This window comes from Paraburkholderia lebeckiae (genome assembly GCF_050436325.1).
GTDB classification, from domain to species: Bacteria; Pseudomonadota; Gammaproteobacteria; order Burkholderiales; family Burkholderiaceae; genus Paraburkholderia; species Paraburkholderia tuberum.
The window spans coordinates 1,592,779-1,618,231 of record NZ_JBNDLZ010000003.1; the positions used below are offsets into that span (position 1 = coordinate 1,592,779).

Genomic DNA, 25,453 nt, shown 5'->3' on the forward strand with positions numbered 1-25,453 from the left:
CGCGCCGTCGCGGCACCCGTGTCGGCCGTGCGGAGCTTCCACATACTAGTGCAAATCATTTGGAGCCGGTGAGGTTGGGGTGGTGGCTTGCGCGGGCCGCCTTAATTCGAACCGGACTGTGATTAAAACAGAAGGCCCGATGGGCAAACTGCGCAATGCGCAAAGGCGTTCGTCAGATATGCCTAAAATACAGGCGAAAACGTAGCGCGAAATCGTTCTAATCGATTTGATCGAAAAGTTAATTGCGCGATTTGTAATAAATAAATGACGCTATTCCTGGTATGCTTCGATTTGCGAGAAGTGACTCCTTCATCGAAGGATGTCTCCAAACCTTTAACGCGGCTTCGGCCGCGTTTTTTTTCGTCCCGATTTTGGTCGCGGCCGTTTGAATCGGCCGCGTATTCGCGCGAGGTCACCGCCCGCCGCCTGCTCGGCGAGCAATGCGGCCTGCTGTTCGATGCCATCGAGCATCGCCTCGCATTGGCGGATTAGCGCATGCCCCTCGTTACGCAACTGCTCGGCCGACTTCGCGACAATGTCGCGACGATAGGCTTCGAGCGCGTGTACGAGTGGCTGATACTGCAGCACGCTGGCCGCCCCCATCACCCGATGCAGCCACTCGGGCACCCGCCCCATGTCTTCGCGTTCGAGTAACGTCGCAAGCGCGTTGAAGTCTTCGCGCATCGACGAGACGAATGAACCGAGCAACGCCTTGACCGTCGACCCGCTTCCCCATAACTGCGTCATGTGTGCCAGTTCGATGGGCACGTACGGTTCGACACCGACGCGCCGAGTGATCTGCCGCTCGCCGGCCAGCGCAGACGATTCGCGACCGCATGTTTCTGCCGGCTCGGGGTGCCGAACGGTGTCGGTGCCAAACCAGCGGCTCAGGTGGTCGCGCAACGTGGCGAGCCGAGTCGGCTTGATCAGACTGTCGTCCATGCCGGCTTCGCGACACAAACTCAGGTCGTCGGGCGCGGTGTTGGCCGTGATGCCAAGTATCGGCAGACGCTGCGCGCCGCCGCGCAGTGCCTCCGCTTCGCGGATACGGCGAGTCAGTTCGTAACCGGACAGGTTCGGCATGTGACAGTCCGTGATCAGGCAGCCATAGCTCGTGCGCTCCAGTGCGAGAAGCGCTTCGGCGCCGTCGTTCGCGACGTCGCACGCGAACCCCAGCAGGGCGAGTTGATGGCGGATCAACTCCTGATTGACTGGGTGATCTTCCGCGACAAGAATCAGTCGCCCGCTCGCGATCGCGCGTTCACGATCAAGCCGCGGCGCGACGCCATCGGTCGAGAACGGCACGCCTGTCGCTCGCGGTGTCATCGGGGACATCGACGAGAGGCCCGTCATCGCGGCCGCGCATGCGGCGCCGAGGCCGCGCCACGAAATCGGATTGACGCTCACGCGCACCTTGTCGTCGAGGATGCGGTAACCCGTCGGCTTCGGTTTTTCGGTCAGCGTGACGACACGCGCATTTGCGCCGATCTGTACGGGCAACGTGACGTCCTCGCCGACAAACAGCAGATCCGCGCGGCTCAGCACGTCGCTTTTGCCCTGCGTCGCCGCAGCGGCCGAGAGGCTGCGCAGTTCGAGCCCGAGCGCCTCGCCGAAGTGTACGAGGGCTCGGCCGATGCGCGGATCTCGCGTGATCACGACGGCGCTTTTGCCGCGCAGACCGTTGATCGAATAACGCTGTTCGACGATCGGCATCGTCAGCCGCACGATCATCCTCGTGCCATGGCCGGGTTCGCTGCGCAGCGCGAGCGTGCCGTTCATCAGGTCGATCAGCTTGCGGCAGATCGTCAGCCCAAGGCCCGTGCCGCCGAAGCGCCGCGTGGTGGACGACTCGGCCTGCACGAACGGCTCGAACAGGCCCGCCTGCACGTCCGGCGCGATGCCGATGCCGGTGTCCTCAACGGTCAGCTCCAACGTCTGCGAATCCGCGCGATCTTCGACGACCGCTACGCTCACACCCACCTCGCCCTTCGGCGTGAACTTGATCGCATTGCCGAGCAGATTGAACAGAATCTGGCGCAGACGCACGCTGTCGCCACGGAGCGTCGCTGCGGCGTCGGTCGCGATTTCGACGCGCACTTTCAGCCCTTTTTCGTGGGCGCGCCCCGCAAGCAGGCCGACCGCGTTATCGACGAGCTCGCGCAGATCGATCGGCTCGGCTTCGAGCGTGAGCCGCCCCGCCTCGATCTTCGAATAATCGAGCAAATCATCGAGAATCTGCAGCAGCGCGCCCGCCGACTCATGGATCATGCCGAGCATTTCGCTCTGATCGGTACTGAGCGGCGTGCGCTCGAGCACTTCGACGAGACCGAGCACACCGTTCATCGGGGTGCGGATTTCGTGGCTCATCATCGCGAAGAAGTCGTCCTTCGCGCGCGAGGCCGCCTCGGCCACATCGCGTGCCCGCGCGAGTTCCTCCGAACGCGCGCGCTCGACGCTCGCATCGACCCAATAGCCGCTCCAAACGACGCTGCCATCGGCTTCTCGCCGCGGCACCAGCTCGGCCCGCACCCACTTTAGTTGACCGGCGTTTTCCAGGCGGAACTCCATATGCACTGGGGAGGCACAGCTCGCGGAACGCTCCAGCTCGGCGACAACGCGCGGCCGATCCAGCTCCGACACTCGTTGGAAATCGACTCGTGCCCCCCCATGCCAATCACCCTCGCCGAGCAGATGCCGCGTGTCGCCGCCGATGTACGGGAAGGAATACGCGCCGGATGGCGAGCGCCGCAACTGGAACACGACGGCGGGCAACGAGCGCGTGACGTCGAACAGGCGCCGTTCGGTCTCGCGAGCACGCATTTCAGCGCGCCGGATGTCGGTGATGTCGACCATCGTGCCAAGCACGTACGCCGGCTGCCCATCGCTGGCCTCGCAGACGCTCGTCCAGAAAATCCCATGCCGCGTCTCGCCAGCGCCGTCCTCGAACTCGAGTTCGACTTTCGCGATGCCGCCGCCGCGCAGGATCTCGCCCGTGATGTCGTCTAGCACGCGGCTGTTTGCGTTACCCCATGTGCCGACCTCGGTCGTCGTGCGCCCGAGCACGTCCTTCCGCTCCAGCCCGCACGCTTTCTCATAGGCCTCGTTGATCGCGATGTACCGTCCGTCCAGGCCTTTCGCGATGAGCGGATACGGCACCGTCTTCATCATCGTTTCCTGGAAGTTCAATTGCAGTGCGAGTTCGCGCTCGGTCTGCTTGCGTAGCCGGACTTCGCGTTGCAGCAGCACGTACGCGCGCAACGTGACCAGCAGCACGACGCCGATGCCGATCAGCACCGGCAGCAGCCGCACCGCAGTCACGCTCCATACGGCGTTGTCCGGCGCGGCGGGACTCACCCACTTGCGCCGGATGCGCTGCTTTTCGGCTGCCGGCATCGCCTGCAATGCGCGATCGATCAGCTTGACGAGCGGGCTCAGATCCTCGCGCACAGCAAAATACAACGAGTCGGATTCGCCGAGCGAGTCGAGCACCCTGAGCGCGCCGACGTAGTGCTGCCGCAGTTGCACGTTGATCGCGGCCGCGTTGCCGACCAGCACGTCGGCCTCGCCGCTCGCGACCATGCGCAGCGCCTCGCCCAGGCTCGCCGCGACGACGATGTGATCGACCGGCACCGCTTCCAACGCGAGCGGGACCGAGCCGGCCACGTGCGGCGACATCACAACGCGGCACGACGTGATGTCGTCGAACGAGCATGGGGGCGGCGCGCCGCTCCGCCCGACGATCACCAGCGGATCGCTCTCGTACACACGGCTATGGTCGGCGCCTACCAGAAGCGCGCCGCGACTCGATGTGGAGGACAGCATCGCGAGGTCGCCACGCTGGAACGCTTCAACGGCGGCGGCCCAGTCGGCCATGCGCGCGCGGTTGAACACGACACCGAGCGTGCTGCTCAGGTACGCGAGGTAATCGGCGGTCAGACCGACGGGGCGACCTGCGGAATCAATATAGCTGAAGGGCGCCCAGTCGTTGTCGAAGCCGACCTGCAACGGCGGCAGCGAACGCAGCCAGTTCTTCTCGTCGGGTGTCAACGTGAAGCGTGGTGCATCCGGCGCGGGCGCCGCGTTGAAGTTGCCCGACAGCCAGCGCGCGCGTATCGCGGCAGTCTCGGCGGGATTCATCGACACGAGCGCGCGGTTCAGCTGATCGCGCAAAGCAGGCTGGCGAGGCGATACGGCAAAGCGCAGGTCGAGCGCTTTGCCGCCTTGCTCGAACGCTACGCGCAGATTGCGATACGCGTCGGTCGCCAGTTCGTATTGCACGACCGGCGTGAAGCCGAAGTAGACGTCTGCATCGCCATGCAGTAGCGCGTTCAGCGCTTCGTGCGTGCTCCCGAACGAGACGATACTCGCGCGAGGAAAACCTGCGCGCAACAAACGCTCACGCGCAAAACCGCGCTCGATCGCGATACGCGCGCCAGCGAGGTCAGTGGGGTTCACATGCCGGGTGTCGTCGCGACGCACGACGGCCGAGGCGAACGAGTGGAAGTAAGGAGCCGTAAAGCTGAGGCAGCGCTCGCGCTGCGGTGTGCGCGCTATGCTCGTCAGCAGGTCGACCTCGCCGGCGCAAGCCGCGGCGACCAGCTTGGCCATATCGGGAAAGCTCTTCGTCTCGATGACGACGTTCGGCCCCACGAGCGCGCGCAACAGGTCGCCGCTGACGCCGGCGAGCCGGCCGCCCAGCGGAATGTCGAACGGCGCCCAGCCTCCTTCGAGAATGCCGACCGTCAATCTGGCAGGAAATGCAATGGGTGACGACGCGGAAGAACCCGCTCCCACTGCGGAAATTACGGGTGACTGTGACGCAGCGCCGGCAGGCCCGGCCATGCAGACCGCATCCGTAACCGCCAGCAGAAAAAACGCGAGCCAACGCGTCATTGAGTAGCGTTGCGAGCGCGGCCACAGACACCGCGACAAACGCCGCAGCCCCGATGTCAGCACCGCATCGACCGGAAGTGGTGAGTACCGTCCCTCGCTCACGAAACGTCACCCTGCCCGTCCACCAGCGACACCGAGGACGAATCGGCTCCGCCGTCCAGAAACGAAAACAGCGCGCCAGCCACGATTGCTCCAGCCAACGGCGCGGCCCAGAACAGCCACAACTGATCCAGCGCCCAGTTGCCGACGAACAGCGCCTGCGCGGTCGAGCGTGCGGGATTGACCGCTCCATTGGTGATCGGAATGGACACCAGGTAGACGAGCATCAGACATGCGCCGGTGATGAACGGCGCAATCGTTGCCACCTCTTTTCGAACGACGACCAGCAGGCATACTCCGACGAACACGAACGACAGCACGAATTCCACGACGAGCGCCGCATGCAATGGATAGTCGGCGGGCGAATGAGCGCCGAAGCCGTTCGCCGCGAATTCACTCGCGGAGAGTTCGAAACCTGGCCGGCCGCTGGCGAGGTAGGCGAGAAGCGCCGCGGCGACTATTGCGCCCCAGATTTGCGCAGCGATATAGGGCAAGACATCACGCACGGGAAAGCGCTGCGCGATCGTCAGGCCGATGGTGACGGCAGGATTGAAATGCGCGCCGGAAAACTTGCCGAAGACATAGCTGCCGATAGCAAGCGCAAGACCGAACGCCAACGACATTTGCAACGCGCCAGTGGCCTGCAGCACGCCTGTGGTGTCCAGCACCGTACTGCCGCAGCCGACGAACACGAGCCATGCCGTACCCACACCCTCGCTGCACAATCGCTTGCCTAGCGCAACCATCTCTATCCCGTCCATCAAGTATGAGGCACAGACGCCAAACGATCGCGCGAAGACGTCTGCACCGGATTCCCCTGATCCATTGGTAATCGGATCACGGACTCGCCACTTGGCAGTTGCGGCGCAAGGCGCGCAATGACAGGCGGCCAAGATTATTGGGTGCTCCCTACGTCACGGCAATCAGATAAGTCTGATAAGGGTTACCTCAAAGCCATCGAGAAAGAATTTGTGACCATTGCTGCGCCTCATATCAGCCCAACCTGAGTGGCGTAGTTGATCAGGTCGGCTTCTGTTTCCAGTCCGAGCTTGCGCATCGCGCTGCGTTTTTGCGTGCTGATGGTTTTGTCGCTACGTCGCAGACGTGTGGCGATCTCGTGCACCGCGAGACCTCGCACATAGAGTTGAAACACCTCCCACTCGCGTGCGCTCATCACACCGCCGCGCCGGGGCGGAGCAGGCTCCGCGGCTGCGAGTGCGGCCCGAACCTGTTCCGATAGATGGGTGCCCCCGGCGGCAACGGCTTCGATTGCGTCGATCAATGCGTCCACGGCGTCGCGCTTGTCGACGATTCCAGTCACGCCGATATTGCGCAAGCCGGCCAACACATGCGCGCGCCCAATCATGGTCAGCACGACCACGTGGGGATGCGGCGTGCGCCGTAGCAGCCGACGCAATAGCGGCACCGCGCTGGTGTCTCCGTCGAGTCCCGGCATGCCGATGTCCGACACGACGACGTCGCATGCGCAGGCATCGAGCAGCTTCGCGAGACCACGGGTGTCGGCAGCTTCGCCGACAATTTCGATATTCGGCTTGTCGCGCAGCAGAGATCGGACGCCCGCGCGAATGGAGTCGTGATCGTCTGCCACGACGACGTGAATCTTGTTTGTCATTCTTTTCCGTGACTTTTTTATGGTGTCGATCGGGCATACCGCACGAAATGTGTCCCCCGGTTATGCCGATATATTCGCCGCGCGCCTGCGCAGAATGTTGCCGCCCGCTTAACGGCTTTGACCAAGCCCTTCTGGCACTACGCCATACTGGACTGCGAAGCGAAACAGTTCGGCGTCGCTATTGAGCGACAGCTTGCGCATGGCCGTGCACTTCTGCGCGCTGATCGTCTTCACACTACGTCCCAGCCGCGCGGCGATTTCCGTGACGCCGAGTCCTGACGCGTACTGCGTAAAAACCTCGAACTCTCGGCGAGACAGGGTGGCGCGCACGAAGTCGAGACGTTGCGTCAGCGTGACATCGGCCAGCATGGCGCGTACCGCCGGACCGACAAAACATTCGCGCGCCAGCGCCATGACCACCGCCACGTGGATCAGATCGATACGATCACGTTTGCTCAGCAGCCCATCCACGCCGAGCGACATCACTTTGCGCAGCGTCGCCGCCTCCGTCTCCATTGTCAGAATGACGAGCGCCACGTTGGGATAGCGCGCCTTCAACTGCCTGACGACGTCGAACCGGTTGTCGTTGTTCCCTCCTGGCATGTAAAGGTCCATCAGCACGATATCGCAAGGACTGCGATCGACTTCGATGAACAGTTCGGCGACATCCGCCGCACGGCCAACCACCTTCAGGTTCGGATAGTTGCCAATCAGATTTTCTATAGCCAGCAGAACCAGCGGATGATCATCCGCAATGATCGTTCGAACAGGCGTTCCTGATGCAGCCATGAGGTTCATCGTCTGGCGCTCCTCGATACTTTCATTTCTCGACACCTTGTTATGAGTGACCGGCGCTCACGCAATGGTCGAGCAATTCTTTTGCGACAAACATCAGAGCGCTCTGAAATGGAACGAACAACCGTATGCCTGATGCTTAGTCTTCCGATTCGAGGAGGACCGTGCCGCAGGCGCGCACACAGGAAAAAAGCGCGGGGTCGTCGTTGACGCCAAGCCGCGCCATCGCTTCGCGCTTGTGCCGGCTCACCGTGCGGCGATGGCAGCCGAGCGCCGCCGCGATCTGCACGATGGACTCGCCGTTCACGAGCCTGCGCAGAATGTCGGTCTGCCGCTTCGACAGCAGCAGGGCCGACACGAACCGACCGTTGTCCGGCTGCAAACGCGCGAGCGTTTCGACTACCGAGCGGCCCAGGTAGCGCGCGCCGCGCGCACTGTCGCAGACGGCTTGCGGCAGTTCCTCGAGCGACTCGGCTTTGCCGATCACACTGACCGCAGCATCGGCGACGACGACACGCAACATCGCGGCATTCGTCTGCCCGGTCACGACGACGACGCGCAATGACGGCCACTCGCCACGAATGCGCTGGATTAGGCCGCGTCCGTCGCCAATCTCGCCGGCAGGTTCCGGCATGGAAAGATCGACGACGAGCACGTCGCACGGTGTGTGTTGCAGCAATGCGATCAACGCAGTGGGAATCTGCGCCTGACCGACGACGGACAGACCTTCGTGCGCCTCCAGTGTCGACTTCAGGCCAAGCAGGACGAACGGGTGATCGTCCGCCAGAATGATTCGAAGATTTGCCACGATTAGTCTCGCTCGTTACAAGAATGGTCGAAATGCGCGCGGCAGTAGCTGTGCAGGCGGCAGGCGTCGACCTGCGTCGTGGCACTCAAGCAACGTGCCGCAAAAGCCATCTGATCACCCTCGCAAATTCACGACAATCGGAGCGCTCCTAATCCAGCTCAATCATCGGGATAATTTACAGTTCTACCAAGCAATATGCGCACCGTGATTCGAATCGAATCAAAATCAATTCGGCCACGCAAAGCGGGCGCTGTTCGCCCCCACGTCTCACGCTGCATCGCAAGCACGCGTCGCGCGCATCGCACGCGTCGACGCGGCGCGCGGAAACACCGGCAATGCGAGCAACGCGCAAGCGCTCGCCACCGTCCACACCAGCGGCCATGCTCCGATAGACAGCAGCGCCGGAATCGCGAGCGGCGTCACGAACAGAGTGAGGAACACGCAGGTGTTGCCCAGTGCGAGCGCGGTGCCCGCGCGGCGAGTACCGGCGAGCGTCGCGAGTTCGGTGAACGCGACGCCGTGCCACGCCGACGCGCTAACTCCGCCGAGTACGATCATTAGCGCGAACGGCGCGACCGCCCCGGCGCGACGCAGGCCGATGAGCCCGGTCGCGAGCGCGAGCAGCACGAACAGCACGGCGGTCAACAGACTGCATGCCCGCATATACGCGCGGCGATTGCCGCGCCGGTCGGTCCACGCGCCGCTCCAGACCCGCGCGATCGCGGCGCCAGTCTGCACCGCGGCCATCGTCGCGCTGATCGCGAACACGCCTGCACGCCCGAAGTCGTGCAGGAACACCGTGCCGAATGTGATCACGGCAATCTGCGGCATGCATAGCGCGCCCGCGCCGAGCGCGACGCGCCAGATCGCGATGTCGCGCAATGGGGAGATCATCGGCTGCGGTGCGCTGACGCTCAAGGAGTCCAACCCCCAACCGTCCGCCGCCGCGGCACGGGCCGTCGCAGCCGCGCGCGCTCCTTTGGGCGCCAGCGTATCGTCCGCGTGTGCAGGCTCGTGCAACCAGCGCCACGCGAACCATGCTGTGATCGCGCACGCCAACGCCAGCACCGCATAGGCGCTCGCAAAACCAAAGTGCGAGGCGAGCACCGTCAGGACCACTGCGCCGAGTCCACCGCCCGCCGGCACGGCGGTTTGGCGGATGCTCATCGCGAGGCCGCGCTCGCCTTCGCGAAACCACGCCATCACCGCTCGGCCGCTCGATCCGTTGACGCTGCCGCCCAGCAGTCCGACCAACAGCAGCCCGAGCGCGAGCGGGACGATGCCGGGCACATGCGCGCCGCCCGGCGACACGAACAGCGCGAGACCGGCGAGCGCGACCGCGGTCGACAGCAAGCCGAGCAGCAGCACCCGGCGATCGCCCCAGCGGTCGGTCAACAGCCCCCACGGCAACTCGCTGACCGCAATGCCCAGGCCGAGCATGCCGAGCACGAGGCCGAGCCCGTGGTTGCCCAGGTGGTAGTCCGAGCGCAGGAACACCGCCGTCGTCGGAATCCCCGAAAATGCCGCCGAAAAGCTCGCATTCGCGGCAAAACCAACGCCGAGCACCTTCCAGCGATGCCGCGCGCCGCGCTCGCCGGTGCCGGCCAACGCTGTCATCGATCCGTTTTCCATCACACCCTCCGCGTGTCATTCGGGGGTATGCTACGGCTGGACATTCCATCGGCAAAGCCGGAAATTTAGATCTCCACCATCGGATAAACCGAATCATGAGCCAGCGTGGTTTCGACCTTGCGCAGTTGCGGACCTTCGTCGCCGTCGCCGAATCGGGCGGGGTGTCGGCAGGCGCGGAGCGCGTGTTCCTGTCGCAGTCGTCGGTAAGCGAGCAGCTGAAGAAGCTCGAGGAGCGCGCCGGCCAGCCGCTCCTCGTGCGCGGCCGGCAGGGTGTGAGTCCGACGTCCGCGGGCGAGCGCCTGCTCGAGCATGCGCGCCGCATCATCGCGATGAGCGAAGCGGCCTTCGACGACCTGCAAGGCCGCTCGCTCGACGGCGAGCTGCGCATCGCGATCACCGATTACTACCGGCCGCACGATATCGCGCGCATCCTCAAGACGTTTTCGGAACAGCATCCGCGGCTGAAGCTGCACGTGACGGTGCTGCCGAGCGCGGTGATCGACAGCGGCGCGGACGATTACGCGTCGTTCGACATCGGTTTGTCGGCGCGGCTCGTCACAGGCCAGCTGCGTGCACGCGGCGCGGGTGCCGGTGCCGCGAGCATCGTCGTGCGGCGCGAAAGGCTGCTATGGGCCAGTTGCGCCGATGCCGCCACCCGCCCCACCGCGCCGTATCAACTGGTGCTGCTGCCGTCGACGTGTCAGTTGCAGCGCTTCGTCGTCAAGCTGCTCGACGAACACAAGGTACCGTACGTGGTGTCGCATTCGGCGTCGGGCGTCGCGGGCCTGCAACTCGCATTGAAGGCGGGGCTCGGGATTTCCTGTCTGAACGAGTCGTCGCTCGGCGGCGGCGTGGTGGCGTGTGCCGCGAACTTCGGCTTGCCACCGCTGCCCGCCATCGAGTTTCATCTGCTGCCGCGGCGTCCGGGCGAAAGCGAGTTGGTCAGCAATGCACGTGATGCGCTCGTGCGGCTGTTCGCATGACGCACAAATGAAATTCACAGCAAAATTTATCGATCGACATCAGCTAATCACATTTACATGATGCATTGCGATCGATAAAGCCGCGGCGCGACGATCGCGACGCAGCACTGCTCGATGTGCGACGGCGTACTCGGCACCGTGCAGGTCACCGCGCCGGCGCTCGCCGGGCAGTACGCCGACGTGACCTACAAGGAATTGCGCGACTTCCAGAGCGGCCAGCGGCAAAGCGCGGTCATGCAGGCAATCATCGCGGGACGCAGCGATCAGGATCTGCACGATCTGGCGGCGTACTACGCGTCGCTCCCGCTCCCCGCGGCGGCCGAGAAGACCCGAGCCGGCGAAGGACCCGATGCGACCGCAACCAGGCTTGTGATGCAGGGCGACCCGCGACGCAATATCGCACCGTGCGCCGCATGTCATGGCCAACTCGATCGCAAGGGCTCGGCGCCGTGGCTCGGCGGACAGTCGGCGGCCTATCTGGCCGCGCAGTTGCAGGCGTTCGCGTCAGGCGCGCGGCGCAATGACATCAACGAGCAGATGCGCAATGTCGCGCGGCAAATGACGCCCGAGGAAATCAATGCCGTGGCGAGGTATTACGCGGCCATGCAGTAGTGGGACGGCGAGAGGTCGCGGGTTGACGCGGCGCAACGGCTCGCGTCACGCCGCGACAAACTCGCTGTCCAGTCTCCGCTCGTCGGCAACACCGGCCAGCTTCGCGCCGGGCGCTGGAGCACGGCTGCGCGATTCGCTGCCGGTCCGGAACACCGCCACCGCCGTCGACAGGCGCCGCGCCTGATCTTCCAGCGAACTCGCCGCCGCGGCCGCCTGCTCGACGAGCGCCGCGTTCTGCTGCGTGACCTCGTCCATCTGACCGACCGCGCGATTGACCTGATCAATGCCGGTGCTCTGTTCGAGCGCCGCCGCCGCGATCTCGTTCATGATGGAACTGACGCGCGCGATCGCGCCGACGATGTCGTTCATCGTCGTGCCCGAGCGCTCGACGAGCTGCGAGCCCTGCTCCACGCGGGTGGTCGACGCGTCGATCAAGCCCTTGATCTCCTTGGCCGCCGCCGCGCTGCGTTGCGCGAGCGAGCGCACTTCGCTCGCGACAACCGCGAAGCCGCGTCCCTGCTCGCCTGCTCGCGCCGCCTCGACAGCGGCGTTCAGCGCGAGGATGTTGGTCTGGAATGCGATCCCCTCGATTACGCCAACGATATCGGCAATCCGCCGCGAATCGTCGACGATGCCGTGCATCGTGCCGACCACCTGCTCGGTCAGCTCGCCGCCCTGCGCGGCCAGCGTCGAGGCGCCCTGCGCGAGCGAGCTCGCCTCTTTCGCGTTGTCGGCCGTCTGCTTGACCGTCGTGGTCAGCTCTTCGATGCTCGCGGCCGTTTCCTCGAGCGCCGCCGCCTGCTCCTCGGTGCGTTGCGACAGATCGGCGTTGCCGGCCGCGATCTCGCTGACGCCGGTATCGATCGATTCGGTACCTTGACGAACCGCGTTGACGGTCGCGATCAGCGACTCCTGCATCTTGCGCAGCGCGGCCGCGAGACGGCCCATTTCGTTGTCGCTGAGCACCTCGATGCGGCCGCTCAGGTCGCCGTTGGCGATGCGCTGGAACTGCGCGATCGTCGCATCGACCGGCGCGACGATTGCACGCACGAGCACGAAGCGGGCGAGCAAGCTGCCGACCAGCGACAGCGCAATGCCGATCGCCACCGCCGTGCTGATCGCATAGAACAGGTCCTGCGCATCCTTGTAGCGCTGTGCGCCGTGATCGAGCTGCAACTGCTCGAGCGCGAGCATGGCCTTCTCGTACGCGCTGTACAGCGACGGCAATTTATGCGCCTGCAATAGCTGGAAGGCGTTGGTATCGCCCGACTTCAGCGCGGCGAGCGTCGGGTCGACGCCGTCGTGCAGGAACGCGTCGCGCTTCTGCTGCATGTCGGCGATCAGACGCTGCTCATCGGCATCCGTGCCCGCATGGCTCAAATAGTGGGCAAGCCGCTCGTCAGAGGCTTTGCGGTACTGATCGAAGCGCTTGAGCACGGCGCTTGCGCCGTCCTGATCGTTCAGCGCGACGAGCGACGCGTACGTGGCGAGCGCGAGCCGCAGGCGCAGCAGTTGGCCGGCGCTGCCTTCGAGGTCGGCGACGGCGGGCGTGTCGACCGTGTACATCTGTTGCAGCGACGCGTTCGACGAGCGCAGCGACAACAATCCCGCGGCCGCGCCGAGCAGCAGCACGATGCCGAAGAACACGATCATCAGGGTGAGGCTGGTGCGAATCGACAGCTTTTTCAACATCGGACTGGTCTCCTTGGGCTGCCCGGCCGTTCGTTCAGTATCGTTGACGATAGCTGCACGGCCACGCAGGCTGCGCCCACGCCGTTCGGCCCGGTCCGCAACTTATCTGAAAATTAAGCAAACAGCACATTCGGGACAACGGCGTATCGGCCGAAAACTTTATGGTTGATCGCTCGCCCGGCTTGCGTTACATCAATAAAGTCTCGAAGCCCGTTTGCTGAAGCTCTTCTGTCGAAGCCCCTTCCTGCCCGGAGCGCGCCCATGTCGGAAATCGGTTCGGCCGTACTCGTGTTCGCGCTGCTACTGATCGCCACCGGCCTCGGCGTCGGGGTGCGGCCGCTGCTGCCGGAAGAGCACAAGGCACACGAGACCGTACAGCTCGTGCAGCTCGTGATCGGCATGCTGGTGACGTTCGCCGCGCTGGTGCTGGGTTTGATGACGGCATCGGCGAAAGCGAGCTTCGATACCGCGTCGAACGATATGCGCAGCTATGCGGCAGAGCTGATCGAATTCGACGCCACATTGCGCGAGCTCGGCAGCGCGGCCGACGAATCGCGGCGCCTGTTGCGCCAGTACACGGCGGCGGCGATCGCTTCGACGTGGCCGCACGAGCCCGCGCCGAGCGGCGACTATCCGCACGATCTTGGTCCGCCGGACAATCCGCAGCAACTCGAAAACGTGCGTTTGGGCGACATGCTGACCACGGTGGGGCGGCAATTGCGACAACTGCGCACGCAGGATGCGTTGCAGCAACGTGCGCTCGATGACGCGTTGACGCAGTACCGGCGCGTCATCGACGCGCGCTGGAAAATCATCGAGGAAGCGCACAGCTCGATTTCGCGGCCGTTCTTCAAGACGTTGACGTTCTGGCTAAGCGTGATCTTTCTGAGCTTCGGGTTGATCGCGCCGCGCAATGCGCTGGCGCTGGTGACGATATCGCTGGGAGCGGTGTCGATTGCTTCGGCGGTTTATGTGATCGTCGATCTCGACACGCCGTTCACCGGGCCGATCGTGATTTCGAGCCTGCCGTTGCGGGATACGTTGGAGCATTTGAGGCGGTGAGTTTCTGACGGAATGCTCCATCCGCGCGTGTGACGTAAAAAAAAAAGCCGGCAAACAGAAGGCAGAAAGGCCCGCTTTCCTGGCGGAAAGCGGGCCTGTGTTTTTGTTTCGATCAGCGGGATGGTGGCCGGCTCGGCATCGAGCCGGAACGATCAGAACGGAATATCGTCGTCCATCTCGTCGAAGCCGCCGCCAGCCGGCGCGCTCGGACGGCTCGCACCGCCACCGCCGCTACCGCCACGCGAACCGCCGCCCGACGACATCGCGCGACCACCACCACCGCCGCCGCTACGCTCCGACGGCTCGCCACGGCTATAACCGCCTTCATCGCCGCCACCCATCGACGCGCCGCCGCGGCCGCCGAGCATCTGCATCTGCTCCGCGACGATCTCGGTCGAGTAACGATCGGTGCCGTCCTGCGCCTGCCACTTGCGCGTGCGGATGCGCCCTTCGAGGTACACGGACGAGCCCTTCTTCAGATATTCCGCCACGATTTCCGCGAGGCGGCCGAAGAACGCGACGCGGTGCCACTCGGTGGCTTCCTTCATCTCGCCCGACGCCTTGTCCTTGTAGCGGTCCGTCGTCGCAAGGCGGATGTTCGCCACTGCGTCGCCGCTCGGAAGATAGCGGACTTCCGGATCGGCGCCGAGGTTGCCGACCAGAATGACCTTGTTCACGGATGCCATGAATTTCTCCTGTTGATTCCTGTTGCAGGCGGCGCGGCACTACTCAGTTCGCGTCTCACGGCCGGCAGGCCCGAGACCAGAAGAGCGCCTCTGCCCGCCGCCGGGTGAGTTCTGGATGATTCGGGAGGTGCCCCGAGTACGCTGTGTTATGCCTTGCGCGGCGGCTGTTTCATCTTTGCGGCGATTATAAGCCAGCAAAATACCAGCCCGGAGCAGGCGAAGAAAACCGCGCTCTGGCCGTTCACCTTCAGCAGCCAGCCGCCGACCATTCCGCCCAGCGCAAGACCGATCGACTGCGTGGTGTTGTACACGCCAGCCGCGGCTCCCTTGCGGGTACCGGGCGCGAGCTTCGACACCAGCGAAGGCTGCGAGGCCTCGAGAATATTGAAGCCGAGAAAGTACACGAACAGGATCGCCGCCACACTCAGAATCGTATGCGGAGCAACGCCCAATAACAACTGGCCGATCAGGATAAGAGCGATCGCCGACAGCAGCACGATCTTCATCTTGCCGCGCTTCTCGGCGGCGATGATCGCCGGCACCATCATCACGAACGACAGCCCCATCACCGGCAGATACACCTTCCAGTGTGAAGCGACCGGCAGCCCGCCCGCTTCGAGAATGCGCGGCACGACGAGGAACAGCGCGGTTTGCGTGGCATGCAGCACGAGCACGCCGAAATTCAAACGCAGCAACTCGACGTTGTGCAGCACTTCGGCGAACGGCGCGCGCACATGCACCGGCTTCGGCGCATTGGGCACGACCCATATCACGACGCCGATCGCGAGAATCGAGAACACGCCGACCAGCGTGAAGAGCCCGCTCATGCCGAGCCAGTGGAACACGATCGGCGCGCCGACGATCGCGACCGCGAACGACACGCCGATGCTGCCGCCGACCATCGCCATCGCCTTCGTGCGATGTTCCTCCGAGGTCAGATCGGCGATGAACGCGATCACCGCCGACGACACCGCACCCATCCCCTGAATCACCCGGCCGACGATGATCCACGTCATGTCGTGCGCGGCCGCCGCGACGAAGCTGCCGATCGCGAAGATCAGCAGGCCCGTCGCGATCACCGGCTTGCGGCCGACCTTGTCGGAGATCCAGCCATAGAAGATGTAGAGCATCGACTGCGTGACGCCATACGCGCCGAGCGCGATGCCGACGAGCAGCACGTTTTCGCCGCCGGGAATGGTCTTCGCGTAGATCGAGAACACCGGCATGATCATGAAGAGACCCAGCATGCGCAGCGCGAAGATGGCGGCAAGCGACACGGTCGCGCGCAATTCGGGCGCGCTCATGCGTGTGGAGATGGCGGACGGATTGGACATCGAAGCGTTGTTTGAATGAACCGGGCGGCGAGCCCGTGGGGACAGCCTTGGCCGCCCGCACAATGGAGCGGAACGAACAGGCGGGCGGCCAGCCCCGGCATATCGGCGGGTCCGCGCCGACGAGACGCGCAAAGCCCGTGCCCCACCGACCCCGCCCCTCGCGGCATCTTGTACTCACGGAAAACGGCCCCAGTTACGCCTTTTTCCCGCTGTCAGCACGCCGTAACGGCGGTCTGGAAAAGTCGTTATAGTAGCAGGTTTGGCCTCTTTCCCTTTCCGCAGTTCATGGAATAAATCCGTGGAACAAATCCGTATTCGTGGGGCTCGCACCCACAACCTGAAGAACGTCAATCTCGACCTACCGCGTCACAAGCTCGTCGTTATCACGGGGCTTTCGGGCTCCGGCAAATCGTCGCTGGCGTTCGATACGCTGTATGCGGAAGGCCAGCGGCGCTACGTCGAAAGTCTGTCCGCCTATGCGCGGCAGTTCCTGCAGCTGATGGAAAAACCGGACGTCGACCTGATCGAAGGCTTGTCGCCGGCTATCTCGATCGAGCAGAAGGCGACCTCGCACAATCCGCGCTCGACGGTCGGCACCGTCACCGAAATCCACGATTATCTGCGCCTGCTGTTCGCGCGCGTCGGCACGCCCTACTGCCCCGATCACGAGATTCCGCTCGAAGCGCAAAGCGTGTCGCAGATGGTCGACGCGGCGCTCGCGCTGCCTGAAGAAACGCGCGTGATGATCCTCGCGCCCGTCGTCAGCGATCGCAAGGGCGAGCACACGGATCTGTTCGAGGACATGCAGGCGCAAGGCTTCGTGCGCTTTCGCGTGCGCTCGGGCGGCGGCACCGCCAACGAAGGCACCGCGAAAATCTACGAAGTCGACTCTCTGCCGAAGCTGAAGAAAAACGACAAGCACACGATCGACGTCGTGATCGATCGTCTGCGCGTGCGCCCCGACGTGAAGCAGCGCCTCGCCGAATCGTTCGAAACGGCGCTGCGTCTCGCCGACGGCCGCGCGATCGCGCTCGAAATGGATACGGACAAGGAGCACCTGTTCAGCTCGAAGTTCGCCTGTCCGATCTGCTCGTATTCGCTGCAGGAACTCGAGCCGCGCCTGTTCTCGTTCAACAACCCGATGGGCGCGTGCCCCGAATGCGACGGCCTCGGCCAGATCACGTTCTTCGATCCGAAGCGGGTGGTCGCGCATCCGTCTCTATCGCTCGCAGCGGGCGCGGTGAAGGGATGGGACCGGCGCAACCAGTTCTACTTCCAGATGCTGCAGAGCCTCGCGGCGTTCTACGACTTCGACATCGACACCGCGTTCGAGGATCTGCCGGAGAAAGTCCGCAAAATCCTTCTGTACGGTTCCGGCAAGCAGGAAATTCCGTTCTCGTACATCAACGAGCGCGGCCGCACGTCGGTGCGCGAGCACGTGTTCGAAGGGATCATCCCGAATCTGGAGCGGCGCTACCGCGAAACCGATTCGTCCGCGGTGCGCGAAGAGCTCGCCAAATACCAGAATAACCAGCCATGCCCGGCGTGCGCGGGCACGCGGCTGCGTCGCGAGGCGCGCTTCGTGCGCATTGGCGCGGACGGCGACGCGCGCGGCATCTTCGAAATCAGCGGCTGGCCGTTGCGCGACGCGCTCGGCTACTTCCAGACCCTGCGCCTCGAAGGCTCGAAGCGCGAGATCGCCGACAAGGTCGTCAAGGAGATCGTCGCGCGTCTGATGTTCCTGAACAACGTCGGGCTCGATTACCTGTCGCTCGAACGCAGCGCGGAAACGCTGTCAGGCGGCGAAGCGCAACGCATTCGCCTCGCTTCCCAGATCGGCTCGGGGCTGACCGGCGTGATGTACGTGCTCGACGAACCGTCGATCGGCCTGCATCAGCGCGACAACGACCGCCTGATCTCGACGCTCAAGCATCTGCGCGACCTCGGCAACTCGGTGATCGTCGTCGAGCACGACGAGGACATGATCCGCATGGCCGACTACGTGGTCGACATGGGCCCGGGCGCGGGCGAGCACGGCGGCATGGTGATCGCCGAGGGCACGCCGAAAGAGGTGCAGAAGAACGCGGCGTCGCTGACGGGCCAATACATGTCCGGCGCGCGCACGATCGAATACCCCGACGAGCGCAAAGATCCCGACGAGCGGCGCCTGCGCATCGTTGAGGCGTACGGCAACAATCTGCACAACGTCACGCTCGATCTGCCGGTGGGTCTGCTGACCTGCGTGACCGGCGTGTCCGGCTCGGGCAAATCGACGCTGATCAACGACACGCTGTATCACGCGGTCGCGCATCATCTGTACGGCTCGGCCACAGAGCCGGCGCCGTACGAGTCGATCGAGGGCCTCGAGCACTTCGACAAGGTGATCAACGTCGACCAGTCGCCGATCGGCCGCACGCCGCGCTCGAATCCGGCCACCTACACGGGCCTTTTCACGCCGATCCGCGAGCTGTTCGCGGGCGTGCCGGCCGCCAAGGAGCGCGGCTACGATCCGGGCCGCTTCTCGTTCAACGTGAAGGGTGGGCGCTGCGAATCGTGCCAGGGCGACGGCGTGCTGAAGGTCGAAATGCACTTCCTGCCCGACGTGTACGTGCCATGCGACGTGTGCCACGGCAAGCGCTACAACCGCGAAACGCTCGATATCCAGTACAAAGGCAGCAACATAAGCGAAGTGCTCGACATGACGGTCGAGCACGCATACGAGTTCTTCAAGGCCGTGCCGGTCGTCGCGCGCAAGCTGAAAACCCTGCTGGACGTGGGCCTCGGCTATATTCGCCTAGGTCAGTCGGCCACCACGCTGTCGGGCGGCGAGGCGCAGCGTGTGAAACTGTCGCTGGAACTGAGCAAGCGTGATACCGGTCGCACGCTATACATCCTTGACGAACCGACTACCGGCCTGCACTTTCACGATATCGCGCTGTTGCTGGAAGTCATACACCGGTTACGTGACCAGGGTAATACCGTCGTGATCATCGAACATAATCTCGATGTAATCAAAACTGCGGACTGGGTCATCGATCTCGGCCCCGAAGGCGGCGCCGGCGGCGGGCAAATCGTCGCCCAGGGCACGCCCGAGCAGGTCGCGAAGTCGAAGGCCAGTTTTACCGGCAAATATCTGGCGCCGCTGCTCAAGCGCGCCGCCACCACAAAGTAACGCTGCACTACCGAGGTTGGAGACGGGATAAGCCATGACCAAGCGTAATCAGGCGCGCGAAGAAGATCGGGTGCAGGACCTGCGCCCGCGCCCGGTCAGGCTGACCAGCGACATGAGTCTGCCGAAGCTGTCGGCGGTCGAGATCGGCAGCTACGTGGTGATGCTGTTCGGCATGTGGGCGGTGATCGAACTGAAGTTGCTCGGCGCGCTGCTCGCCGGGCTGCTGGTGTTTCAGCTCGTGCATACGATCGCGCCGCGCATCGAGCGTCACATGTCGAGCAAGCGGGCGCGCTGGCTCGCGGTGGTGATTCTGTCGACGGTGATCGTCGGCGCGCTGACGGGACTCACGCTCGGCATCATCTCGCATTTCGAGAACGACGTGCCGAGCGTGCAGGCGCTGCTCGATCAGGCCATGCAACTGGTCGACCAGGCGCGCGGCAGGATTCCCCAATTCGTCGCGAACTATCTGCCGGTCGACACCGAGCAGATGAAGACGAAGGCCGCGGAACTGATGCACACGCACGCGAACATGCTGCAGCAAAGCGGCACGACCGTGGCGCGCGCGTTCACGCACGTGCTGCTCGGCATGATCATCGGCGCGATCATCGCGGTCGGCGCGCAGAAGCATATCCAGCGGCTGCCGCTGTCCACCGCGTTCGTCACGCGCGTCACGCGTTTTGCCGACGCGTTTCGCCGCATCGTGTTCGCGCAGGTGAAGATCTCCGCGCTTAACACGGTGTTCACCGCGATCTTCCTGCTCGTGATCCTGCCGGTTTTCCATGACCGGCTGCCGCTGTCGAAGACGCTGGTGCTCGTCACGTTCATCGTGGGTCTGCTGCCGGTGATCGGCAATCTGATCTCGAACACGATCATCGTCGCGGTCGCGTTGTCGGTGAGTTTTCCGGCGGCGATCATGTCACTTGTGTTCCTGATCCTGATTCACAAGCTCGAGTACTTCCTGAACGCGCGGATCGTCGGCGGGCAGATCGAGGCGCGCGCGTGGGAGCTGCTGATCGCGATGCTGCTGATGGAAGCGGCGTTCGGTCTCGCCGGGGTCATCGCGGCGCCGATTTTTTATGCGTACATCAAGCGGGAGCTGATTTATTTGCGGTTGGTGTGAGTTGGGCCGAATCGAGTACCAAAAGTCAGCACTCACTAGCGCTCTGCAGCACACGCGGCAGTCCACGCAGGCGACGAATGCGCAAGCGGCACTTCGGTGCCGCTTTTTTTTGCTTCCCGCGACCTTTCATCGTCGCCTCTTGCTGACAGAAAACTTGCAGCCGACCGCGCCAACCCCTAAGATGCGAACAATTCCTATTTACACCCAGTCCGCATCGTGACGTTTCGCCTGATCTCCCAACCGCGTCTCCGCCTAGGTCCCTGTTGCGCGTTGCCGGCTCGCGCATGAGACGCCAGCTTGTCCGCCTGCACCGCTGGTTCGGCGTCGCGACCGCACTGTTTCTGTTCGTCGCGGGCCTTACGGGCGCGATCATCGCGTGGGACCACGAGCTCGATGCCGCGCTGAACCCATCGTTTTACCAGGCTCGCACGGCCGGGCCGACGCTGTCCGGCCTCGAACTGGCGAATCGCGTCGAAGCCGCCGATCCGCGTCTTCGGGTGACCTATCTGCCGCTCGCGGTCGAACCGGGCCACACGCTGCAGATGATGGTGCTGCCGCGCACCGATCCGGCGACGAAGCAGCCCTATCCGCTCGATTTCAATCAGATCGCCGTCGATCCCGTCACCGGCGAGATCCAGGGACGCCGCGAGTGGGGCGCCGTGTCGGTCGCGCGACTCAACCTGATTCCGTTCATCTACAAGCTGCACTACACGCTGCAGCTGCCGTTTACCGGCGGTGTCGACCTTGGCACCTGGCTGATGGGGATCGTCGGCATCGTGTGGCTCTTTGACAGCGTGATTGCGCTGTGCCTGTCGTTTCCGAGCCTGAAGGCCTGGCGCAAGTCGTTCACGTTCCGCCTGAAACGCGGCGGCTATGCGTTGACGTTCGATCTGCACCGCTCCGGCGGCGTATGGATCTGGGGCCTGCTGGCGATCGTCGCGCTGACGTCGATTTCGATGAATCTGTCGTCCCAGGTGGTGCGGCCGATCGTGTCACGACTGTCGACGCTGACACCCGATCCGTTCAGCAACCCCGAAATCCTGCGCGCGCCGCAACCCGGCGATCAGGTGCTGAGCCGCGAGCGCATCGTCGAACTCGCCGGGCAGGCCGGCAAGGAAATGCATGTCGCCGCGCCGCCGGGCGGGCTCTACTACGCCGAATTCATGCACGCGTATGGCGTCGGCTTCTACACGTCCGGCAACGACCACGGCGACACCGGCCTCGGCAACCCGTGGATGTATTGGGACGCCGCCACCGGCAAGCGGCTCGCCGCGCGGATTCCCGGCCAAGGCACGGCCGGCGACATCTTCCTGCAGGTGCAGTTTCCGCTGCACTCGGGGCGCATCCTCGGTCTCGGGGGCCGGATTCTGATCAGCGCGGTGGGGGTGGCGGTGGCCGTGCTAAGCGTCACGGGCCTGCTGATCTGGCTGAAGAAGCTGAACGCGCGGCGTCGTTCCGCGCAAAACGCGAATCTCGCGAGAAGCACGGGCGGCGCGGCAGCGCGTTCGTAACACGAGCAGGTAAAGGGCCGCGCCGACCTCGACCGGCGCAGTGTTACTGGCGCGGCTCCTAGCGGAACACCACCGTCTTGCTGCCGTTCAGCACGACGCGATGCTCCACGTGCCACTTCACCGCGCGCGCGAGCGTCACACACTCGACGTCGCGGCCGATCGCCGTCAGTTGTTCCGGCGTCATGCTGTGGTCCACGCGCTCGACTTCCTGCTCGATGATCGGGCCTTCGTCGAGATCGGTCGTCACATAGTGGGCGGTTGCGCCGATCAGCTTCACGCCGCGGTCGAACGCCTGGTAGTAAGGCTTCGCGCCCTTGAAGCTCGGCAGGAACGAGTGGTGGATGTTGATCGCGCGGCCGGCGAGCGCCTCGCACAGACTCGGCGACAGAATCTGCATGTAGCGCGCGAGCACCACGAGGTCGGCCTGATGCTCGTTGATCACTTCGAGCACGCGCGCTTCCTGCGTCGTTTTCGCTTCGGGCGTGCCGCCGAGCAGCGGGAAATGATGGAACGGGATGTCGTAGCTCGCGGCGAGCTGGTAGAACTCCTTGTGGTTCGAGATGATCGCCGGGATGTCGATGTTCAACTGACCGGTGCGGTAGCGGAACAGCAGATCGTTCAGGCAGTGGCCGATCTTCGACACCATGATCACGACGCGCGGCTTCACGTTCGCGTCGTGCAATTCCCAGCTCATGCCGAACTGCTCGGCGAGTGTCACGAACGACGCGCGCAGCGCGTCAAGCCCCGGATCGCCGCCCACCTGCTGAAAATGCACGCGCATGAAGAACTCGCCGGTGCGGCTGTCGCCGAACTGTGCGGAGTCGAGAATATTGCTGCCCCGCTCGAACAGAAAGCCCGACACGGCGTGAACGATGCCGGGCCGGTCGGCGCACGACAGTTTGAGGATAAAGCTGTGATCGGTCGACATGACCTCGGTGACTCCCTTCTTCAATGCGTGGTTTGTTTCAGTGGGTACTGGCTGCACGGGTTGAGCTTGACTGATGAGCCTGAGCTAGGCCAGCGCCGGCGGCGCGAACAGCGCGTCGATGCCCTCGCACGCGTCCTCGTCGATCCAGCGGCGGCGCAGCAGGCAATCGAGCGTCGCGAGGCTGGCATCGACGGTCAGTGCGCCTTCCTCGATCCAGCGCGCGACTTCGTCGATGCGCGCGAGCCGGTGTTCGCCCACTTCGCCGTCCTGGTTGCACGGCGCGAAGTCGGCGGGCAGCGCGAGGTCGTAGATGAAGATCTGCTCGGCCTGCGTGCCTTCCGGCAGCGATTGCAATACATGCGCGGTGCGGCCCGCGACCGCGCTCGCCGCGATCTCCGCCGGAATGCCCGCCTCTTCCCAGCACTCCTTGACGATCGTCTCGGCGATGCCGAAACCCCAGCCGATCCCGCCTGCGACGACGTTGTCGAGCATGCCGGGGTCGGTCGCCTTGGTGTCGCTGCGGCGCGCGATCCACAATTGCGGCGCGCCACGGGGCGCCCCGCCAAAGGGCGCTCCGCCAAAGGACGCCCCGCCAAAGGACGCCCCGCCATCCGTATATTCTACGACGCCGTTCAGATGCACCGCGTAGGTCATCGTGCCGAAAAAGCGCGACGCCGCGCGCTCGATATACGCGAGCGGCGGCGCGTCGAACGCATCGCGGATCGCGTACGTCTCGTTGCGCCAGCCGGGGATGCGACCATCGGCGGCAAGCGCGCCGATCACGGAAGCGAGCGCCGCGCTGCGCAGATCGACGGTATCGAACGTGGCGGAGAGCGTCACGCCGTCGTTCGCCATCTCGAAAACGTCGGGCCAGCGCGCGAGCAGCGGCACGTCGCGCTCGCGAATCCACCCGACCGGTTCGGCGCCGATCAGAAACGGCCGATGCGCGTTCGCGTCGAAGCGGCGCGCGGAGGTGATGCAAGGCAAAGTCATCGGAAAACTCCAAACTGTCCGCCGTCGTGGCGAACCGGGGCAAAGCAGGAGCGGGCGGATTGCATGACGAGTGTCAGTCGCGCAAGGCGACGCGAATCCCGATCGCGATGAACGTCGCGCCGGCCACGCGATCGAGCCACAGGCCCACGCGCGGCCGCCGTCTGAGCCAGCCGCCGATGATCCCCGCGCACACGCCGAATAGCGAAAACACCACGACGGTCTGCAGCATGAACAGCGCGCCGAGCTCCAGCATCTGCACGGTGACGCTCTGCGCGCCGTCCGGCTGCACGAACTGCGGCAGAAACACGACGAAGAACAGCGTGACCTTCGGATTCATCAGATTGCCGAGCACGCTCTGGCGAAACACCGTCGAAAGCGGCTGCGGCGCACGCTCGTGCGCGGTCGCGAGGCCCTGGCTGCGCAGCGCCTTGATGCCGATCCACACCAGATACGCGGCGCCGGCAAGCTTGATCGCTTCGAACGCGAGCGGCGACGAGCGCAGCAGCGCGGCGACGCCGAGTGCCGCGAGTGTCGTATGAAACATGATGCCGGCGGCAAAGCCGAGCGCGGCGACCAGGCCGGCCGCGCGGCCCTGCGAGATGCCGCGCGCGAGCACCTGCAGATTGTCCGGGCCGGGCGCCACGGTGATCGCGATCGAGGTGGCAAGAAACAGCAGGAAATTGGGCATCGTGGTGGCCTTCTGGTTGGGCGACTGGTGAACCCTGATGGGTGAGCCATATCGTTGAGCCCGGTTGGCTTTGCTCGGCCAACGGGGCTTGTGCGGCTCGTGCGAATTTAGCCGCTGGTCCGGCGGGAAACGCTACCGCGCGTCACGGCACGCGCCGTGACTACCTACCCCGGTTCAATGACCGTCGAAACTCGTCACGGTATAGAGCGCAAGACCGCCCTCGCCCAGCAGCTTCGAGCCGCCCAGCTCCGGCAGATCGACGATCGCCGCGCCTTCCACGACGACCGCGCCGAGCCGATCGAGCAGCAGTTTGCCGGCCATCATCGTGCCGCCGGTCGCGATCAGATCGTCGATGATCACGACGCGGTCGCCCGGCTCGCACGCATCCTCGTGAATCTCGACGGTCGCGGTACCGTATTCAAGTTCATACGATTGCGAGATCCGCTTGTACGGCAGCTTGCCCGCCTTGCGAATCGGGATGAAGCCAATGCTCAACTCATGCGCGACGATCGGCCCGATGATGAAGCCGCGCGCATCGAGCCCGGCAATGTACTCGAGCTTCGCGTCGATATAGCGCTGCACGAACAGATCGATCAGCACACGCAGCGACTTCGGCTCGCGCAGCAGCGGCGTGATGTCGCGGAACTGCACGCCCGGCTGCGGCCAGTCGGGCACCGTGCGAATGTGACTTCTGATGTAGTCGGCCGCATCGAGCGGCGCGCTCGCGAGCGCCTTGGACATGATGTCTCCGGATGGACCTCGACAGGTCCGGTGAAAAGCTTGAATCAGGGTCGCCCGGCAGAACGGGCCCG

General features: G+C 64.3%; 18 protein-coding genes and 1 pseudogene. 6 read left to right on the forward strand and 13 right to left on the reverse strand.

Annotated elements, in window-relative coordinates; translation table 11 throughout:
• Window positions 1-333 precede the first annotated feature (333 nt).
• The 6 genes from OKW44_RS25170 to OKW44_RS25195 form a co-directional block, all read right to left on the reverse strand.
• A complete protein-coding gene (locus OKW44_RS25170) occupies window positions 334-4,746 on the reverse strand; it encodes an ATP-binding protein (RefSeq protein WP_018419379.1) in 4,413 nt (1,470 codons plus the stop codon).
• Between the two features lie 245 nt (window positions 4,747-4,991).
• On the reverse strand, window positions 4,992-5,738 hold the full coding sequence (gene aqpZ, locus OKW44_RS25175) for an aquaporin Z (RefSeq protein WP_018419378.1): 747 nt from the start codon (window positions 5,736-5,738) through the stop codon (window positions 4,992-4,994).
• Between the two features lie 242 nt (window positions 5,739-5,980).
• Window positions 5,981-6,625 (reverse strand): response regulator, encoded by a 645-nt coding sequence (locus OKW44_RS25180; protein ID WP_018419377.1) that lies wholly within the window; start codon window positions 6,623-6,625, stop codon window positions 5,981-5,983.
• 108 nt (window positions 6,626-6,733) lie between these two features.
• Window positions 6,734-7,423, reverse strand: a complete 690-nt coding sequence (locus OKW44_RS25185) for a response regulator (RefSeq protein WP_018419376.1) — start codon at window positions 7,421-7,423, stop codon at window positions 6,734-6,736.
• Between the two features lie 136 nt (window positions 7,424-7,559).
• On the reverse strand, window positions 7,560-8,228 hold the full coding sequence (locus OKW44_RS25190) for a response regulator (RefSeq protein WP_018419375.1): 669 nt from the start codon (window positions 8,226-8,228) through the stop codon (window positions 7,560-7,562).
• Window positions 8,229-8,495: 267 nt separating this feature from the next.
• Complete coding sequence (locus OKW44_RS25195; protein ID WP_018419374.1) at window positions 8,496-9,860, reverse strand: MFS transporter; 1,365 nt, start codon at window positions 9,858-9,860, stop codon at window positions 8,496-8,498.
• A 95-nt stretch (window positions 9,861-9,955) separates the two neighbouring features.
• Between OKW44_RS25195 and OKW44_RS25200 the strand changes: the two genes are divergently transcribed.
• The gene (locus OKW44_RS25200; protein WP_018419373.1) at window positions 9,956-10,843 is read left to right on the forward strand and encodes a LysR family transcriptional regulator; all 888 of its coding nucleotides are present in this window, start codon (window positions 9,956-9,958) and stop codon (window positions 10,841-10,843) included.
• A gap of 81 nt (window positions 10,844-10,924) precedes the next feature.
• Window positions 10,925-11,455 (forward strand): annotated as a pseudogene (locus OKW44_RS25205) (c-type cytochrome); the annotation flags it as partial.
• 45 nt (window positions 11,456-11,500) lie between these two features.
• Here OKW44_RS25205 and OKW44_RS25210 read toward each other — a convergent pair.
• Window positions 11,501-13,147: a methyl-accepting chemotaxis protein gene (locus OKW44_RS25210; RefSeq protein WP_018419371.1), complete on the reverse strand. Its 1,647-nt coding sequence runs from the start codon at window positions 13,145-13,147 to the stop codon at window positions 11,501-11,503.
• 261 nt (window positions 13,148-13,408) lie between these two features.
• On the opposite strand from OKW44_RS25210, the gene OKW44_RS25215 reads away from it, so the two are divergent.
• Window positions 13,409-14,209 (forward strand): bestrophin-like domain, encoded by an 801-nt coding sequence (locus OKW44_RS25215; protein WP_018419370.1) that lies wholly within the window; start codon window positions 13,409-13,411, stop codon window positions 14,207-14,209.
• A gap of 152 nt (window positions 14,210-14,361) precedes the next feature.
• Here OKW44_RS25215 and OKW44_RS25220 read toward each other — a convergent pair whose 3' ends face one another.
• Together OKW44_RS25220 and OKW44_RS25225 are read right to left on the reverse strand one after the other, a co-directional pair.
• Window positions 14,362-14,895, reverse strand: a complete 534-nt coding sequence (locus OKW44_RS25220; protein WP_018419369.1) for a single-stranded DNA-binding protein — start codon at window positions 14,893-14,895, stop codon at window positions 14,362-14,364.
• A gap of 146 nt (window positions 14,896-15,041) precedes the next feature.
• The gene (locus OKW44_RS25225; protein WP_085952326.1) at window positions 15,042-16,229 is read right to left on the reverse strand and encodes an MFS transporter; all 1,188 of its coding nucleotides are present in this window, start codon (window positions 16,227-16,229) and stop codon (window positions 15,042-15,044) included.
• A gap of 298 nt (window positions 16,230-16,527) precedes the next feature.
• Between OKW44_RS25225 and uvrA the strand changes: the two genes are divergently transcribed.
• The 3 genes from uvrA (at window position 16,528) to OKW44_RS25240 (ending at window position 22,032) form a co-directional block, all read left to right on the forward strand.
• Complete coding sequence (uvrA, locus tag OKW44_RS25230) at window positions 16,528-19,401, forward strand: excinuclease ABC subunit UvrA (RefSeq protein WP_018419367.1); 2,874 nt, start codon at window positions 16,528-16,530, stop codon at window positions 19,399-19,401.
• Window positions 19,402-19,435: 34 nt separating this feature from the next.
• Window positions 19,436-20,521: an AI-2E family transporter gene (locus OKW44_RS25235; RefSeq protein WP_018419366.1), complete on the forward strand. Its 1,086-nt coding sequence runs from the start codon at window positions 19,436-19,438 to the stop codon at window positions 20,519-20,521.
• 284 nt (window positions 20,522-20,805) lie between these two features.
• Complete coding sequence (locus OKW44_RS25240; protein ID WP_018419365.1) at window positions 20,806-22,032, forward strand: PepSY-associated TM helix domain-containing protein; 1,227 nt, start codon at window positions 20,806-20,808, stop codon at window positions 22,030-22,032.
• Between the two features lie 58 nt (window positions 22,033-22,090).
• Here the strand turns inward: OKW44_RS25240 and purU are convergent, their stop codons facing one another.
• The 4 genes from purU to OKW44_RS25260 all read right to left on the reverse strand — a co-directional run bounded on the left by purU (window position 22,091) and on the right by OKW44_RS25260 (window position 25,382).
• Window positions 22,091-22,960: a formyltetrahydrofolate deformylase gene (gene purU, locus OKW44_RS25245; RefSeq protein WP_018419364.1), complete on the reverse strand. Its 870-nt coding sequence runs from the start codon at window positions 22,958-22,960 to the stop codon at window positions 22,091-22,093.
• 84 nt (window positions 22,961-23,044) lie between these two features.
• Complete coding sequence (locus tag OKW44_RS25250) at window positions 23,045-23,953, reverse strand: NUDIX hydrolase (protein ID WP_018419363.1); 909 nt, start codon at window positions 23,951-23,953, stop codon at window positions 23,045-23,047.
• Between the two features lie 73 nt (window positions 23,954-24,026).
• Entirely contained in the window at window positions 24,027-24,641 is a 615-nt protein-coding gene (locus OKW44_RS25255) for a LysE family translocator (protein ID WP_018419362.1), read from the reverse strand.
• Window positions 24,642-24,815: 174 nt separating this feature from the next.
• Window positions 24,816-25,382, reverse strand: coding sequence for an adenine phosphoribosyltransferase (locus OKW44_RS25260; protein ID WP_018419361.1), 567 nt, complete (start codon window positions 25,380-25,382; stop codon window positions 24,816-24,818).
• Between the last annotated feature and the right edge of the window lie 71 nt (window positions 25,383-25,453).